Origin of the sequence: Thiohalophilus sp., from assembly GCF_034522235.1 — a bacterium.
GTDB lineage: Bacteria > Pseudomonadota > Gammaproteobacteria > UBA6429 > Thiohalophilaceae > Thiohalophilus.
The window spans coordinates 77,998-94,498 of record NZ_JAXHLN010000003.1 but is presented as its reverse complement, the minus strand read 5'-3'; the positions used below and the strand labels follow the sequence as shown (position 1 = coordinate 94,498).

Annotated in this window: 12 protein-coding genes; 8 read left to right on the top strand and 4 right to left on the bottom strand. The window is 56.6% G+C overall.

Going from position 1 to position 16,501, the window contains the following annotated elements:
• The first annotated feature begins 67 nt into the window (after nucleotides 1-67).
• The 5 genes from topA to U5J94_RS03240 all read left to right on the top strand — a co-directional run bounded on the left by topA (nucleotide 68) and on the right by U5J94_RS03240 (nucleotide 5,818).
• A complete protein-coding gene (gene topA / locus U5J94_RS03260) occupies nucleotides 68-2,371 on the top strand; it encodes a type I DNA topoisomerase (RefSeq protein WP_322564203.1) in 2,304 nt (767 codons plus the stop codon).
• Between the two features lie 239 nt (nucleotides 2,372-2,610).
• Nucleotides 2,611-3,162, top strand: coding sequence for an L-threonylcarbamoyladenylate synthase (locus tag U5J94_RS03255; protein ID WP_322564202.1), 552 nt, complete (start codon nucleotides 2,611-2,613; stop codon nucleotides 3,160-3,162).
• Nucleotides 3,163-3,379: 217 nt separating this feature from the next.
• Complete coding sequence (gene hemF / locus U5J94_RS03250; protein WP_322564201.1) at nucleotides 3,380-4,294, top strand: oxygen-dependent coproporphyrinogen oxidase; 915 nt, start codon at nucleotides 3,380-3,382, stop codon at nucleotides 4,292-4,294.
• Between the two features lie 31 nt (nucleotides 4,295-4,325).
• On the top strand, nucleotides 4,326-5,189 hold the full coding sequence (locus tag U5J94_RS03245; protein WP_322564200.1) for a cytochrome c oxidase assembly protein: 864 nt from the start codon (nucleotides 4,326-4,328) through the stop codon (nucleotides 5,187-5,189).
• A gap of 137 nt (nucleotides 5,190-5,326) precedes the next feature.
• Nucleotides 5,327-5,818, top strand: a complete 492-nt coding sequence (locus U5J94_RS03240) for an SCO family protein (protein WP_322564199.1) — start codon at nucleotides 5,327-5,329, stop codon at nucleotides 5,816-5,818.
• A gap of 275 nt (nucleotides 5,819-6,093) precedes the next feature.
• On the opposite strand, the gene U5J94_RS03235 is transcribed toward U5J94_RS03240, so the two are convergent.
• A complete protein-coding gene (locus tag U5J94_RS03235; protein ID WP_322564198.1) occupies nucleotides 6,094-7,383 on the bottom strand; it encodes a TlpA disulfide reductase family protein in 1,290 nt (429 codons plus the stop codon).
• A gap of 71 nt (nucleotides 7,384-7,454) precedes the next feature.
• Between U5J94_RS03235 and U5J94_RS03230 the strand changes: the two genes are divergently transcribed.
• The gene (locus U5J94_RS03230) at nucleotides 7,455-8,621 is read left to right on the top strand and encodes an FAD-dependent oxidoreductase (protein ID WP_322564197.1); all 1,167 of its coding nucleotides are present in this window, start codon (nucleotides 7,455-7,457) and stop codon (nucleotides 8,619-8,621) included.
• On the opposite strand, the gene U5J94_RS03225 is transcribed toward U5J94_RS03230, so the two are convergent.
• A complete protein-coding gene (locus U5J94_RS03225; RefSeq protein WP_322564196.1) occupies nucleotides 8,618-8,971 on the bottom strand; it encodes an Hpt domain-containing protein in 354 nt (117 codons plus the stop codon). The genes U5J94_RS03230 and U5J94_RS03225 overlap by 4 nt on opposite strands.
• 147 nt (nucleotides 8,972-9,118) lie before the next feature.
• On the opposite strand from U5J94_RS03225, the gene uvrD reads away from it, so the two are divergent.
• The gene (gene uvrD, locus U5J94_RS03220; RefSeq protein WP_322564195.1) at nucleotides 9,119-11,290 is read left to right on the top strand and encodes a DNA helicase II; all 2,172 of its coding nucleotides are present in this window, start codon (nucleotides 9,119-9,121) and stop codon (nucleotides 11,288-11,290) included.
• A 10-nt stretch (nucleotides 11,291-11,300) separates the two neighbouring features.
• Here the strand turns inward: uvrD and U5J94_RS03215 are convergent, their stop codons facing one another.
• Nucleotides 11,301-14,156, bottom strand: coding sequence for an EAL domain-containing protein (locus U5J94_RS03215; RefSeq protein ID WP_322564194.1), 2,856 nt, complete (start codon nucleotides 14,154-14,156; stop codon nucleotides 11,301-11,303).
• Nucleotides 14,157-14,362: 206 nt separating this feature from the next.
• On the opposite strand from U5J94_RS03215, the gene U5J94_RS03210 reads away from it, so the two are divergent.
• Nucleotides 14,363-15,451: a TRAP transporter substrate-binding protein gene (locus U5J94_RS03210; RefSeq protein ID WP_322564193.1), complete on the top strand. Its 1,089-nt coding sequence runs from the start codon at nucleotides 14,363-14,365 to the stop codon at nucleotides 15,449-15,451.
• A gap of 336 nt (nucleotides 15,452-15,787) precedes the next feature.
• Here U5J94_RS03210 and msrB read toward each other — a convergent pair whose 3' ends face one another.
• Nucleotides 15,788-16,186, bottom strand: a complete 399-nt coding sequence (msrB, locus tag U5J94_RS03205) for a peptide-methionine (R)-S-oxide reductase MsrB (protein ID WP_416224184.1) — start codon at nucleotides 16,184-16,186, stop codon at nucleotides 15,788-15,790.
• Nucleotides 16,187-16,501 lie beyond the last annotated feature (315 nt).

Here is a 16,501-nt window from a genome sequence, read left to right as displayed (position 1 = left end):
ACAAGCAGATTTAAACATAGTGCCCGCTAAACGCGGGCATTTGCTTTTATAAGAGTAACTTAACCTTATGGCAAAAAGTCTGGTTATCGTTGAGTCGCCCGCCAAGGCCAAAACGATCAAAAAATATCTTGGCAAGGATTATGAGGTCCTGGCTTCCTATGGTCATGTGCGCGACCTGTTGCCCAAGGAGGGCGCGGTCGATCCCGAACATGACTTTGCCATGAAGTATCAGCTGATCGAAAAGAATGAAAAGCATGTCGATGCGATTGTCAAATCGCTGAAAAAAGCCGACAACCTGTATCTTGCCACTGACCCGGATCGTGAGGGTGAAGCGATCTCCTGGCATCTGTATGAGATCCTCAAAGACCGGGACGCACTCAAGGATAAACACGTCGGCCGCGTGGCGTTCAACGAAATCACCAAGCGTGCGGTGAATGATGCGGTAGAGCATCCGCGTGAACTGTCCGATGATCTGATCCATGCCCAGCTGGCGCGTCGCGCGCTGGACTATCTGGTGGGCTTCAATCTCTCTCCCCTGTTATGGAAAAAAATCCGTCGTGGCCTGTCCGCAGGACGGGTACAGAGTCCGGCCCTGCGCCTGATCGTCGAGCGGGAAATCGAGATTGAAAATTTCAAGCCCAAGGAGTACTGGAGCATGGATGCCGAGGTGGAGCAGGACAAGCAGGTGTTTGCCGCCAAGCTGACCTATCTCAAAAGCAAGAAAGTCAGCCAGTTCACGATTAATAACGAGAAAAAGGCCAAAGAGGCCGAACAGACCCTGAGTAGTGCGGCCAATGGCAAACTCACGGTCCACAAGGTCGAAAAGAAACAGCGCAAGCGTAACCCGGCCGCGCCGTTTACCACCTCGACCGTGCAGCAGGAAGCTTCACGCAAACTCGGCTTTACCGCGCGCAAGACTATGAGTGTCGCCCAGCAGCTGTATGAAGGGATCGATCTTGGCGGCGAAACCGTCGGTTTGATTACTTACATGCGTACCGACTCGGTGAACCTCGCTGATGAAGCGTTGACCGAGATCCGCCAGTTTATTCAGGACAAGTACGGCGCCGACAACCTGCCGAAAGAACCGCGCCAGTTCAAGACCAAATCCAAAAATGCCCAGGAAGCGCACGAGGCAATTCGCCCGACATCGGTGCTGTACGAACCGGCACAGATTAAAAAGAATCTGAGCAAGGATCAGTTCCGCCTGTATGAGTTGATCTGGAAACGCACCGTCGCCTGCCAGATGATCCACGCCACCATGGATACCGTGGCCGTGGATCTGGCTGCCGGTAGCCCGGACAACCTGTTTCGCGCCAACGGCTCGACCGTGGTCAAGCCCGGTTTCATGGCGCTGTATCTGGAAAGTGAGGACGACAGCAAGAAAGATAAGGACGACAAGGACCGCATTCTGCCGCCGATGAAAGAAGGCGATGTGGTCAAGCTGCTCAAGATCCTGCCGGAGCAGCACTTCACCGAGCCGCCGCCGCGCTATTCGGAAGCCAGCCTGGTCAAGGCGCTGGAGGAGTACGGCATCGGCCGCCCCTCCACTTATGCTTCCATCATCTCCACCTTGCAGCAGCGCGAATATGTGGAGATGGACAAGAAGCGCTTCATTCCGACCGATGTGGGGCGTATCGTCAACAAGTTCCTGACCGAACATTTTCCCCAGTACGTGGACTATGAGTTCACCGCGCATATGGAAGACGATCTGGATGCCATCTCTCGCGGCGAGAAGGACTGGATTCCGATGATGAAGGCCTTCTGGAAGCCCTTCCACGAACTGGTCGAGGACAAGGACAAGAGCGTGGATCGCAAGGATGTGACTCACGAGCAGATCGACGAGAAGTGTCCCAAATGTGGCGGCAGCCTGGCGATTCGTCTGGGCCGGCGCGGGCGCTTTATCGGCTGCAATAACTATCCCGAGTGTGATTACACCCGCAACGTCAACGAGGACGCTAACGCCGAGCCGGAAGTGATCGAGGGCCGCAAGTGTCCAGATTGCGGTTCGGATCTGATTATCCGCCACGGGCGTTACGGCAAATTCATCGGCTGCAGCGGTTACCCCGACTGCCGCTATATCGAGCCGCTGGAGAAGCCGGAAAACACCGGCGTACAGTGTCCCGAATGCAAGCAGGGCAACATGCTCAAGCGCAAATCACGTAACGGCAAAATCTTTTTCTCCTGTGAGCGCTATCCCGACTGCAAGTACGCCGTCTGGAACCAGCCGCTGAACGAAGCCTGTCCCCAGTGCAACTGGCCGATGCTGACCCTCAAGACCACCAAGCGGCGCGGTACCGAAAAGGTCTGTCCGCAAAAGGATTGCAATTACAGCGAGCCGGTGGAAACCGAAGAAGAGACTGAGCAGGAATAAATAATAAAAGTTGGCAGATGGCAGTTGGCAGTCAACAGTCGTTAATTGTTAATCGTTGTCGATCTGATTTGTTGTGCCATCGGCCGGTGCAGGAGCGGCTGCGCCGCGATGCGACTTTCGGCAGTGGGAAATCGGAAGTCGTGAATCGTCAATCGATGGTGATCTGATTTGTTGTGCCATCGGCCGGTGTAGGAGCGGCTGCGCCGCGATGCGACCTTGAATAATGAAGGGTAACAGCCATGTCCTCGTCGATAGACCAAGCCGTGGAAGTGTTGCGCAATGGCGGGGTGATTGCCTATCCCACCGAGGCGGTCTATGGCCTCGGCTGCGATCCGGATAACAGCCCGGCGATCGAAAAGATCCTGACGTTAAAACAACGTGAAAAGAACAAGGGGTTGATCCTGATCGCCAGTGAGGTCGGGCAGCTAGAGCCCTATCTGGACGAATTACCGGAAGAGGCGCGGCATCGGGTTCTGGCCAGCTGGCCGGGACCGTTTACCTGGTTGTGGCCGGCCAAAGCGCAAACCAGCGAGTGGTTGCGCGGCGACTTTGCCACACTGGCGGTGCGCGTCACCGCCCATCCGCAGGCGCGGGAACTGTGCCAGGCCTTCGGTAAACCGCTGGTCTCGACCAGCGCGAACCTCGGCGGCCAGCCGCCGGCGCGCACGGTCGCACAAGTGCGTGAACAGTTCGACGCCCGGGTAGATTTTGTGCTCGAGGGTGAAGTCGGCCCGCACAGCAGCCCGACGGAAATCCGCGATGCGCTCACTGGAGAGCTGATCCGCGGATAAGAAAATCTTACTGCAGAGACGCAAAGGTCGCAGAGAAATATTATTTAAGAAAACCTGTAGGCCGGATCAAGCGATAGCGGATCCGGCAAAATCATCTGCAAGGTAAGGTGGCTCCGCTTTCGCTTGAGCCACCCTACGAACGGATGGTCTCAGGTTTTATTAATCTTGTACTCAGCGCCCTCTGCGGTAAAAATTATATTAATACGGTGTAAAGTCGATGAGTGAAGTCAATCCCGAAGCGGTCAAAGCCTATCTGTTAAACCTGCAGGACGAAATCTGCAACGCCCTGACTGAAGAAGACGGCGGTAACGGGTTTGTGGAGGACAGCTGGGAGCGCGAGGAAGGTGGCGGGGGACGATCGCGTGTACTGGAAGAAGGCCGGGTATTCGAAAAGGCGGGGATTAACTTCTCACACGTATACGGTCCCGGATTGCCGGCTTCGGCCACGGCGCACCGTCCCGAACTGGCCGGGCGGAGCTTCCAGGCCATGGGCGTGTCGCTGGTGATCCATCCACGTAACCCCTATGTACCGACCTCGCACGCCAATGTACGCTTTTTTATCGCCGAAAAAGAGGGCGCCGATCCGGTCTGGTGGTTTGGCGGCGGGTTTGATCTGACGCCGTACTATCCGTTCCATGAGGATGTCATTCACTGGCATACCGTTTCGAAGCAGGCCTGCGACCCCTTCGGTGAAAAGGTCTATACGCGCTATAAAAAATGGTGTGACGACTATTTTTATCTCAAGCACCGTGACGAGACCCGCGGGGTCGGCGGACTGTTTTTCGATGACCTGAACGAATGGGACTTTGACAAGAGCTTCGCCTTCATGCAAAGCGTCGGCGATCATTATATTCCCGCCTACCGGCCCATCGTCGCCAAACGCAAGGATCATGAGTACGGCGAACGGGAGCGGGATTTCCAGCTGTATCGACGCGGACGTTACGTGGAGTTCAACCTGGTCTACGATCGCGGTACCCTGTTTGGCCTGCAGACTGGCGGGCGCACCGAGTCGATTCTAATGTCCCTGCCGCCGCTGACCCAATGGCGCTATAACTGGTCACCCGAACCGGGCACGCCCGAAGCCGAGTTGTACGAACATTATCTACAACCCCACGACTGGCTCGGCCAGTAACATAGGCCGCATCCGTAGCCACTGAACAGGTATGCCGTCACTTGTCACTTTGATCAAACCCTGGGAGTTTTCTCCCACCGTGCTGGTCAGCACCCTGGCTGCGGCAGTTCTGTACTGGCGGGGGATAAAACAGCGACGGCGCGATAAGCTGCGCACCGGTTTCTGGCCCACACTGAGTTTTTGCCTCGGGTTATTACTGATTTACGGGGTGATGCAGACTTACGTGGATTACCTGTCCCAGCACATGTTCTGGGTGCATCGCCTGCAGCATCTGGTCCTGCATCATATCGGACCGTTTCTGATTGTGCTGGCCACACCCCATAAGGTTCTCGGCCGGGGCATCCCGCAAAAATGGCGCCAGCAGATGCTGTTGCCGATCTGGTATAGCCGGCCTGTACGCGGGATCTATCGATTCCTGCAGAACCCGGTCTTGGCGCCAGCGTTGTTTGTAGGCCTGATCTATTTATGGTTGATCCCGGAAGTCCATTTCGAGGCAATGCTCAGCGAAACACGCTACAAGGTCATGAACTGGAGTATGCTGATCGATGGTCTGCTGTTCTGGTGGCTGATCGTGGATCCACGCGCCCCGCAGGGGCGGATAACCCTGCACTATTCAAGCCGGATTGTGATGTTGTGGGTGGTGATGGTTTTGCAGATCATCATCGGCGCCTATATCGCGCTGAGTGAAAAGGTGCTGTATGACGTCTACAGTGTTTGCGGGCGGGCCTGGCCGATTAGCCCGCTGACGGATCAGACCATCGGCGGACTGACCACCTGGATTCCCGCTGCGATGATGAGCGTGATCGGCATTCTACTGGTTATTCGCCTGTGGATGAGGCAAAGCGCGCAAGCTGAGCAGAAAAATGTTTCCGGTGGCGAAAGCAAGCAGGTATGAGCATGACTATGCATCGAGACCGTAAAGTAACAATACCCGGATTTGGGTATCTTGTCGTGTTACTGATGATCGTGCTATTTCTGCATGGCTGCACTGACAGTGATGAAAAGTGGCAAACAAAGGACATTACTGGCCTTATGCCACCGCTGGCTTTTACCCTGCGCTCCGCAAACAGTAAAAGCATGGTTGATGCGCAGGATTATCGCGGTAAGATCCTGTTAATGTATTTCGGCTATATGCATTGTCCGGATGTCTGTCCGATGACCCTGAGTCGACTGCAGAGTACGGTTTCGCAGTTAGGCAAGCGAGCAAGTGAGATCAGAATACTGTTTGTCAGCGTGGATCCGCGGCGTGATAGTCTTGACGAGCTGGGACAGTATGTACAGGCCTTTGGCCAACAGGTTGTTGGCCTGCGTGGGGGTCAGCAGGCCCTGCAGGAGCTGACCAAACGTTATCGTGTAACCTATGGTTACGACAAACCTGATGCTGACGGTGATTACACCGTTTCACACAGCAGCGCGGTTTATGTGTTCGATCACCAGGGACAGGCGCGCCTGTTGATCCGCGATAGTGATTCAACAGAGGCAATTCGTCACGATCTGGAACAATTGCTGGCCGAAAGCCACTGACCTGCCCTTTTTATTCCTCAAGTAGTGTTTCAATCCGGCAGACAATCAGATTATGTTCACAGTATCGCAGGTCTGGTTGCGCGAGTGCGATACCTGACACCTCATTCGAGAGGTGTCACGCAGGCTATCGCCAGCGTGACCTACGCGATTTGAGCCACCCTGCAAAAAATTAAAACTCTGCGGTCCTCTGCGTCTTTGTTGCGCGATGTACAGGGATGTACAAGTGTCGCGGGAGGCAGGAGGCCGGGAGCGACCCTCTGCGTTGGGTGTTTTTCTTATTCATTAATCAGCTTTTCGATTTTGTCGAGGATATCCGGCCGTTCCCAGTCGACGCTGCCGAACAGGGCGTAACGGATACTGCCCTGTTTGTCGATGACGTAACTGGTCGGAAAGGCGAAGACCTCCCATTGTTTCAGTGCCTTGCCGTCGCGATCCAGCAGGATCGGGAAGGTGACGTTGACTTTGTTGTCGAGAAAGTCGCGGATGGTCGGTTTGTCCTCGGCCATGTTCACGGCCAGAATCGTAAACGGCCGGTCCTGCAGGCGGTTTTGCAGTCGTTCCATGGAGGGCATTTCATGCACGCAGGGCGGGCACCAGCTGGCCCAGAAGTTGACCAGCACCACGTCGCCACGGTAATCCTCCAGGGTGTACTCGCGATCATCCAGCCCGGAAAGTCGCAGGGAGGGCGGTTGCGGATCGCCGGCATAGGCCTTGAGCTCGCGTTCCTTCTTGCTGGAGGAAAGAGGCTTGAGTTCTTCCTCCAGCGGGTTGACGCGCCGGCTGATCGCGGGCCAGTGATGCAGGGCCAGGGCGGCCTGACGAACCAGGTGAACCAGCCCGGTTTCCCATTGTTGTTCACGCTCCGTGGCATCGGGACGGTAATAGAAACGATCTCGCGCCGCCGGCAGCAGGCGGAAAAAGACATCACTACCGCTCTCCTCCAGTGCGGGGACCGTTTGCCCAAGTTTCCAGCGCCAGGGGGATTTGGCCGGCTGCAAAATAAAGATCGAAGCATTGCTCTGCCGGACAATGGGGCGCAGTTGTGCCGCCTCACCCGGATCCGGCGTTTCATGATAGAACTGGGGACTGATCAGGATCACCCCGGGCGTGTGATCGTTGTCCGGATTCTGCAACTGCCAGGCGTGCAGGCCGCGCAACACGGGCAGGGCACCGCGGCCGCTGCTGATGAGAAAAACCCGCTTTTGCCCCGGGTCTGCCGCTTCAATCAGTGCGACCACGTCGCTTGCCGGGATCTTGTCCAGACTGCTTGCGGTGGTCGGCAAAAAACGTGATTCAAACAGATCCACCAGCCAGTTTTCGTGTCCCGAGTCCGCCAGACGGCGGGCCGCGCGGCGTTCGGCTTCTTGCAGGCCGTCCTCGGAGGGGAACCAGATAAACAACACCTCGCCCTCACCACCGTGGCGACGGTATGTGATTTCAGTACCATCTTCACTGCTTACCGTCGCGGACTGTTGTGCATGAACGGGTGAAATACCCGGCCAGCCCGCGATCAGCATCAGCAGGCCGATCAGGCTATTGTAGAAAGTTCGGGAGCTTGTCATCATGCTGACGGTTATACCTCAAGCCTGTTAAATGGACAAATGGGCTCCCGCTTCGTAAAAGGTTGAATTTGATAATGACGCATTCGAATTATGATGTGGTAATCGTTGGCAGCGGCCTGGGGGCCTATACCCTGGCCCGTGAGTTTCGCAAGCTCGACAAGGAGGCAACGCTGTTGATGATCACCCGTGATGACGGGGTATTCTATTCCAAACCCATGTTGTCCAATGCCCTGGCCGGTAACAAAACCGCCGAGCAACTGGTGATGAAGCCGGTTGAGAAAATGCGCGAGGAGCTGGCTGCGGAGATCTGGACCGAAACTGATGTTACGGAACTTCAGCCTGCCGATCACAGCCTGCATTGTAATGGTACCGAGATAGGTTATCGCCAGCTGGTCCTGGCACTGGGAGCCAGGCCACGGCAGTTACCGTTGCAGGGTGATGCTGCCGATCAGGTCATCAGTGTGAATGATCTTGTTGCCTATCGTGAGTTTCGGGAACGACTTGAAGGACAGCGGCGCGTGGCGATTATGGGGCCGGGACTGGTCGGTTGTGAATTTGCCAACGATCTGTTGCGTAGCGGTCATGAGGTGCAGGTTATCGGGCCGGATGCGTATCCGCTCAGCACCCTGCTGCCGGAAGAGGCCGGTCGGCGCATGCAGCAGGTATTGGAAGAGAAGGGTTTCCACTGGTATTTGCAGCGCACGGTGGAACGTATCGATACACAGAATGGCGCATTCGCTTTGCAGTTATCCGATGGTGAACCGTTGCAAGCCGACTTTGTGTTATCGGCGGTCGGGCTGGCCCCCAATCTGGATCTTGCCAGGGCGGCCGGGCTTGAAGTGAACCGGGGAATTGAAGTGGATCGGCATCTTGCCACCAGCGCGGCGGATATCTATGCCCTGGGCGATTGTGCCGAAGTGGCGGGGTTGTGGTTGCCCTATGTCATGCCGATCATGAATGCAGCACGGGCGCTGGCCAGGACACTGGCCGGTGAATCGACCGAACTGGTGTATCCCCCCATGCCGGTGGTGGTCAAGACGCCCGATTTCCCGCTGGTGGTCTGCCCGCCCGCGCCGGATGCGGTCGGTCAATGGCAGATCGAGCAGGATGAAGCGGGGTTGCGCGCGCTCTTTATGGATGCGGAAGAGACGTTGCGGGGCTTCGTCCTGACTGAAGACAAAGTCAAGGAGAAGCAAAGCCTCACCAAACAACTGCCCAATGTACTGGATAGCAGCCCCTAGCCCCTGGCTTTATCGGCGGCCTGCCCGGCCACTTCTTTCAGTTGCGTCAAATGGTGATTGATCTGTTGCGACAGCGTCGTATCCGGCGTTCGCTTCTGCTCGATCACGACCCGCAGCAGCTGTTCGATTGCCCGGCAATGTTCGGTCACCCGGGCAAATCCGTAGCTGGTCCCGGTGCCGGCCAGGGTGTGGCATTGACGCATCAGTTGCTCCAGACCGTCGGCTGTCATGTTGTCCGCCAGCCCTTGCCAACTACACTGGATCGCCTCGATCTTCGCCGGTAGCTGACGGGCGTAATTGTTGTGCAGCTGCTCGAGGCGGCGCTGAATGTCGGTCGGTTTGTTGCGCATGGCTATCCGGGTTGCTGGAACATGGGCCGGTATGAGTGGGGTTATTGGTCAGTAACAATCAGTCAAGTATGGTTGAAAAGGCGGAAAGAAGGAAACTTTGCCGGGGCGGAGGCCCCGTAGCCGAAGCCAATTTGGTAAACTTGGCACATGGATATCTCCCGGATTCTCGATTCCCTCAACGATGCCCAGCGCCAGGCGGTGTGTGCGCCGGCCGGTAATGTACGGGTGTTGGCCGGCGCCGGCAGCGGCAAGACCCGGGTACTGGTGCATCGTATCGCCTGGTTGTTGCAGGCCGAAAATGTTTCGCCTTACGGCATTCTGGCGGTTACCTTTACCAACAAGGCGGCCGGCGAGATGCGCAGCCGGATCGAGCAACTGCTCGGGATCCCGGCGGCCGGTCTGTGGGTCGGCACCTTTCATGGCATCGCCCATCGTTTGTTGCGCGCGCACTGGAAGGATGTCGATCTGCCGCAAACCTTCCAGATCATGGACAGCGAGGATCAGTTCCGCGCCGTAAAGCGGGTGGTGCGGGAGATGGGACTGGACGAGGAGCACTGGTCGCCGCGCGAGGCACAATGGTTTATCAATGCGCGCAAGGACGAGGGGCTGCGTCCGCAACATCTCGAACATCATGGTGATCCCCGCCAGCGACACATGATCGCCATTTATGAAAATTACGAGGCCGCCTGTCAGCGTGCCGGGCTGGTCGATTTTGCCGAGCTGCTGCTGCGGGCCCATGAGCTGTGGCTCAAACATCCCGACATTCTGGGTCATTATCAGCAGCGTTTTCGCCACATTCTGGTGGACGAGTTTCAGGACACCAATACCATCCAGTATGCCTTCGTGCGCCTGCTGGCCGGACAGAGCGGCCAGGTCTTCGCCGTCGGCGACGACGATCAGTCGATTTATGGCTGGCGTGGCGCCCGGGTGGAGAATATTCATCAGTTTGCCCAGGATTTTACCAATACCAGCACGTTTCGCCTGGAGCAGAATTACCGTTCCACCTCGACCATTCTCAACGGTGCCAACGCCCTGATCGCCAATAACACGGATCGCCTGGGCAAGCATCTGTGGACCGCCGGCCAGGAAGGCGATCTCATCCGGCTGTACGGCGCGTTCAACGAGCAGGAAGAGGCGCGCTATGTGATCGAGCAGATCCAGGACTGGATCGAGCAGGGCGGGGCGCGCAGTGAATGCGCGTTATTGTATCGCTCCAATGCCCAGTCCCGGGTGCTGGAAGAGGTATTGTTCCAGGCGCGCATTCCCTATCGGGTCTATGGCGGGCTGCGCTTTTTCGAGCGCCAGGAGATCAAGGACGCGCTGGCCTATTTGCGTCTGGCGGTCAACCACGAGGATGATGCCTCGCTGGAGCGCATTATCAATGTGCCGACCCGCGGTATCGGCAACCGTACCGTCGCTGCCGTGCGCGACGAGGCCCGTCACAGCGGCAGCTCCATGTGGCAGGCCATGCAGCACGTGATCGAGCACAAGCAGCTGGCCGCCCGCGCACTGGGTGCGTTGCAGAACTTTGTCCAGTTAATCGAAAAACTGGGAAATGATATCCGCGAACTGGAACTGCACGAGCAGATCGAACAGGTGATACAGGCCAGTGGCCTGATCGCCCATTATGAAAAAGAGAAGGGCGAGCGCGGCCAGGCGCGCATCGAAAACCTCGAGGAGCTGGTCAGTGCCGGGCGCGCCTTTGAGCCGGAGCAGATCGAGGACGACGAACCCGAACCGGATCCCCTGTCGGCCTTTTTGTCCCACGCCGCGCTCGAGGCGGGCGAACGCCAGGCCGACGAGTGGGATGACTGCGTACAGTTGATGACCCTGCACTCGGCCAAGGGGCTGGAGTTCAAGCAGGTATTCATGTGCGGGATGGAAGAGGGCCTGTTTCCTCACCGGCTGTCGGCGGAAAATCCCGGCCGGCTCGAAGAGGAGCGGCGCCTCTGCTATGTGGGGATGACCCGTGCCATGGAACAGCTGACTCTGAGCTACGCCGAAAAGCGCCGGCTCTACGGCGAGGAGCACTTCGCCAGGCCGTCGCGCTTTCTCAAGGAGATCCCGCCCGAGCTGATCGAGGAGCAACGTCTCACCGGCGTAGTCACGCCCGCCGCCAGCCTGTCATCGGGACAGGGCGGGTTCTCGCTCAATGAATCGGGCTTTGCACTCGGGCAACGGGTTTGTCACGACACCTTCGGTGAAGGGGTGGTGCTCAACTACGAAGGTGAGGGCCGCCACGCCCGGGTGCAGGTTAACTTCGAGTCCGAAGGCAGCAAGTGGCTGATGGTGGAGTACGCCAACCTGATGGTTTGTTGAACAAACAGATCTAGGCGCTGACTGTGACTACGTATGGAATTTCGGTCTGGGGTTTACCCAGATGGTGGCCCTGGGCAAAATCTACCTCAAACTCACGTAACAGTACCAGCGTCTTTTCATTCTCAACGAACTCGGCAATGGTTTGTTTGCCCAGGGCGTGGGCGATCTGGTTCATGGATCGGACCATCGCCTGATCGATGTCAGATCCGGCCAGCCCCTTGACGAAAGAACCGTCGATCTTGAGTTTGTCCACCGGCAGATGTTTCAGATAAGCAAATGAGGAGAAACCGGTACCGAAATCATCCAGTGCAAATTGACAGCCAATATCCTTGAGTTGATAAATGAAACGGGTCGCCTCGGCAAGGTTGGAGATTGCCGCCGACTCGGTTATTTCAAATGTCAGTGCCTCGGGACTGAGTCTGGTTTCCCGTAGTAGACTATTAATTAACGGTAACAGTTCCCGGTCTTCAAAGGCACGGCCTGAGAGATTGATGGCGAAATGGATGCTGTCGTTTTTTTCATGCAGTCGGGCAAGATGCTCTATTGCACTGCGCACTGTCCAGCGATCCACCTGGTTGATCAATCCAAAGCGTTCGGCGGCGGGCAAAAAGCCGCCAGGCAGAATCACATCGCCATCATCCAGTGACATGCGTAATAAGACCTCGTAATCCTCGCTCAGACCATTTTGAATATCGATAATGGGCTGAAAGACCAGTTTGAAATGATTATTTTCAAATGCATCACGTACCCGGCTGGCCCAGCCCATATCTTCGGCCATGCCGTCACGCTGCTTGTCACCGGGATCATAGAGATGCAGACAGTTGCGTCCCTGGGACTTGGCGATGTTACAGGCCAGATCGGCATGCGATAGCACCTCGTCCTCGGAGAGTGATTGATGCGTCAACATGGCAATCCCGATACTGCAGGTGATATTGAAGGCCTTACCGGCTTCCATGAAGCGGTAGTTTTCGAATAACAGCCGGATGTTTTCAGCCACCCTCAGAACAGTAGGTGGATCTACATTATCCAGTAGCAGGGTGAACTCGTCACCACCAAAGCGGGCAAGCAGATCTGCTTCGCGGGTATGCTCCTGCAGCATTTCGCTGCACTCGAGAAGCAGTCGGTCGCCGGTGGCGTGGCCGAGTGTGTCGTTAATATATTTAAACTGATCCAGATCCAGATAAAGCAGGGCACAACTGATACCACTGCGATAGATCCGACTGAGTGTGCGTTCCAGTTCGCGCTGGAAGTAATTGCGGTTATAGAGGCCGGTCAGCGTGTCATGTTGGGCCTGATAGGTGAGTTCCTGCTCAAAGGCTTTTTGTGCCGAGATATCCCGGGCGGTCCCCATTATGCTGACCACTTCACCATTTTCACCCCACTGGGGTTTGGCGTTGAAACTGATGTGGCGGCGCTGGCCGTCCTTGTCCAGATGCACGGTTTCATAATGGAGTAATTCCTGCCCTTCCATTACGCGCGCTATTGCTGTTTTATCACGTTGTTCCGATTCGGGGGCCTGGAAGTCCTGGTAGTACCGAAATAACATTTCTTTGGCCTGGTAACCGTAAATACGGCTGACCGCATCATTGAGATAGGTCCAGCGTCCTTCCCGGTCCATGCTCCAGACCAGATCGTGTGCGGTTTCGACCAGATTGCGATAGCGGGCTTCGGCGTCCAGCAGCATCTGTTCGGCGGCCTTGCGTGCGGAGATGTCTGCAATCAGACAGGTATAATAAATCCGCTCATCGTTATGCATCAGGCTGATACGCATCGACATGGGAATTGCATAGCCGGTGCGATGTCGACCCTCCACCTCCAGTTCTTTACGTGGCAGTGAGGCCTCGTCACGGGGCAGGATAAAATCCGGCAACAGCCAGTCCAGGGATTTGCCGCGGATTTCCTGGGAATTAAAACCGAAGAGTTTTTCCGCGGCCGGATTAAAGGTTTCAATTGCATGCTGATCATTGATCACGATAATGCCCTCGGCGGCGTGATCGACAATCGCGTGAACGTGGCTCTCCTGGTCGCCCAGACGACGGAACAGTCGGCCCAGCATCTGGATAATATAGCCGGTTTCGTCGGTGGAGCGGGGTCGAAGACGTCGTGCCATATCATCGTAATTGGTCGCGCCGCTGCCGCTGATCAGGTCCTGAACGGGCTGCAGGGATTGTTTGAGACTGCGAATTGAGAGAATGGTCAGGGTAAACGCGAACAGCCCGAGTGCGGCCCAGATCAGAATGACCTCGCCGGTCAGATACTGGGTCCGCCACCAGTAATATTTCAGCAAAATGGTGCCGGTAAGCAAGGGGATGTATCCCCCCATCAGCAGCATCCTGGTCTGCATGCGGACATGGACCTGCTGGAAACCGCTGTGTTCCACCAGTCGCCCGATGAGCGCCAATGCGTAAAGATAGCCCGGCATCCCCACCAGGATGGCTATAACCAGCTGCAGGAGGATAAACTGGCTGAGGCTGGCAAATGCGGATTGTTCCGCGGGATAGAGTCCCAGCCAGTGCTGCAGGGTCGGCGCGAGCAGGGCGTAAAGCAGGAAGAACAGCCAGTAATTATCGCTGAAGTTCTTCAGTTGCTGATCCAGCGACTCGGGCAGTATGGCGTGATCGTGCTGGCGAAGTTGCCACTCCCGCAGCGGTCGAAAGTAGCGGCGGAAATAAAAACAGAGTGTGACCGGCAGCACCAGTGCGGTCACGGTCAGCAGCAGGACGGCCTGCGCGGAGACAAGCTGATCCGCCTGGATCATGGTGAAAAACCAGGCTGTCGAATAGCCTATGATTGGCGTGAGCGCAAAACTGGCGGTGATTACGACAAGGAGCCGTTGATGAATGCGCCTCAGAGCTTGTTCTTCCATGGCACCCGCATTATTGTTAGAAGTTTACCTGAACGGGGGTCTGAGCAGTCCGTTCAATAATGACAGAATAAAATCCGGGATACCAGTCATGATTGTGGCGGATCCGGTTAGCTCGCTTTGTTCACAATTTACTGGAACAAAGCGAATGAAGTTATGATTTCTCAACAGAAAACAGTCTCGAACAAAAACCAGACGGGGACGGAGTAATGAAACGACGCGACTTTCTCAAATCCGCCGGGGCCGGTTCCCTGGCGGCCGGCAGCCTGCTGACAGGCGTCGAAACGGCCTCTGCCAAAGGCAAAACCCAATTCAAATGGAAAATGGTGACCACCTGGCCGAAAAACTTTCCCGGTCTGGGTACCGGCGCCAACAATCTGGCCGCCCTGATCAACCAGATGAGCAATGGCCGCATCGAGGTCAAGGTCTACGGTGCGGGCGAGCTGGTGCCGGCTCTGGAAGTGTTTGATGCCGTATCACGTGGTACAGCGCAGATGGGCCACGGTGCCGCCTATTACTGGAAAGGCAAGAGCGAGGCGGCGCAGTTTTTCTCCGCCGTGCCCTTCGGCCTGACCGGTCAGGAGATGAACGGCTGGCTCTATCACGGTGGCGGCATGGAACTGTGGGAAGAGGTTTATGCGCCGTTTAACCTGGTCCCGGCGGCGGCCGGGAATACCGGTGTGCAGATGGGCGGCTGGTTCAACAAGGAGATCAACTCGCTGGCCGATCTCGAAGGCCTGAAAATGCGTATCCCCGGTCTTGGCGGCGAGGTGTTAAAGCGCGCTGGCGGGACTCCGGTGAACCTGCCCGGCGGCGAGCTGTACACCTCGTTGCAGTCCGGTAACATCGATGCCACCGAGTGGGTCGGTCCCTACAACGACCTGGCCTTCGGCCTTTACAAGATCGCCAAATACTATTACTACCCGGGCTGGCACGAACCGGGCACGACGCTGGAGGCGATGATCAACAAAGAAGCCTTCGAGGAACTGCCGAAGGATCTGCAAAGCATCGTGCTCAATGCCTGCAAGGTGGTCAATCTGGACATGCTGTCCGAATACACCGCGCGCAACAATCAGGCCCTCAAGACCCTGGTGGAAAAACACAATGTCGATCTGCGCCGCTACCCGGACGATGTGCTCAAAAAACTGCGCAACCTGTCCGACGAAGTCGTCGCCGAAGTGGCCGAAAAAGACAAGATGAGCAAGAAAGTCTACGAGTCGTTCAAAAAATTCCGCAACCAGGCGATGGAATGGCACCGCATTTCCGAACAGACCTACATGGCGGCGAGAGAGATGTAGGAAAAGCTTTAACGCAGAGAACGCAAAGACGCAAAGGACGCAAAGAAGATAAATTTATAAAGCCCGGGGTTTTGTCACCCCGGCGCATGCTGGGGCCCAGTTGGAGTCATGGATTAAAACGCGGAGGACGCAGAGCCGCGGAGTCGCAGAGGAATTGAAAGGTATTCCAGTATTATTATTGTCTTCTCCGCGCCTTTGCGTCTCTGCGTCCTCCGCGTTATTTCCAGAGAGTCTGAAAAGTGGCAGGCCAGGACGTATGCGTGTTACCTGGCGCATTGCTGGGTTCCGGCTTTCACCCTGTCGGGTACAGGCGCCGGAATAACAAGCACTTCCTCGTTACTCGTCACTCGGTACGGCCCGAAGGGCCACGGAGTTGATGCAGTAGCGCAGGCCGGTGGGGGGCGGGCCGTCGGGGAAGACGTGGCCGAGGTGGGCGTCGCAGCGGCTACAGTGCACTTCACTGCGCACCATGCCGTGGCTGGCGTCTTCGGTGGTCTCAATGACCTCCTCGCTGATCGGCTGCCAGTAACTGGGCCAGCCGCTGCCCGAATCGAATTTCTCTTTGGAGTGAAACAGCGGCTGGCCGCAGCAGACGCAGACATAGGTCCCCGGCGCCTTGCTGTCACAATACTCCCCGCTGAACGGCCGCTCGGTACCGTGGCGGCGGGTGACCTGGAACTGCTCCTCGCTCAGCAATTCCCGCCATTCCTCGTCCGACTTTCTGATTTTCTCCACCATGGCCCTGTTGTACACGCAGTGTCGGGGTCAGACAAGGGGCGGCACCCCTGTTCTCATAACGGATTTATTACGCGGAGGACGCAGAGCCGCGGAGTCGCAGAGGATTTAAAAGTATTCCAGACACATCGGGGCATAATGATTGTTTTCTCCGCGCCTTTGCACCCAAACAACGGGCATAAACGCCTCCGCGTCCTCTGCATTACTTTCCAGAGAGCCTGAAAAGTGGTTCATGCCCTGGGGTGTCACATAGGCTATCGTCAATGTGACCTACGCGACTGTTCAGACCACGAATTTATAACGCAGAGGGCGCAG

Coding starts and splice junctions, on each gene's coding strand:
- topA (WP_322564203.1), top strand. CDS start 68: ATGGCAAAAAGTCTGGTTATCGTTGAGTCGCCCGCCAAGGCCAAAACG.
- U5J94_RS03255 (WP_322564202.1), top strand. CDS start 2,611: ATGTCCTCGTCGATAGACCAAGCCGTGGAAGTGTTGCGCAATGGCGGG.
- hemF (WP_322564201.1), top strand. CDS start 3,380: ATGAGTGAAGTCAATCCCGAAGCGGTCAAAGCCTATCTGTTAAACCTG.
- U5J94_RS03245 (WP_322564200.1), top strand. CDS start 4,326: ATGCCGTCACTTGTCACTTTGATCAAACCCTGGGAGTTTTCTCCCACC.
- U5J94_RS03240 (WP_322564199.1), top strand. CDS start 5,327: ATGCCACCGCTGGCTTTTACCCTGCGCTCCGCAAACAGTAAAAGCATG.
- U5J94_RS03235 (WP_322564198.1), bottom strand. CDS start 7,383: ATGATGACAAGCTCCCGAACTTTCTACAATAGCCTGATCGGCCTGCTG.
- U5J94_RS03230 (WP_322564197.1), top strand. CDS start 7,455: ATGACGCATTCGAATTATGATGTGGTAATCGTTGGCAGCGGCCTGGGG.
- U5J94_RS03225 (WP_322564196.1), bottom strand. CDS start 8,971: ATGCGCAACAAACCGACCGACATTCAGCGCCGCCTCGAGCAGCTGCAC.
- uvrD (WP_322564195.1), top strand. CDS start 9,119: ATGGATATCTCCCGGATTCTCGATTCCCTCAACGATGCCCAGCGCCAG.
- U5J94_RS03215 (WP_322564194.1), bottom strand. CDS start 14,156: ATGGAAGAACAAGCTCTGAGGCGCATTCATCAACGGCTCCTTGTCGTA.
- U5J94_RS03210 (WP_322564193.1), top strand. CDS start 14,363: ATGAAACGACGCGACTTTCTCAAATCCGCCGGGGCCGGTTCCCTGGCG.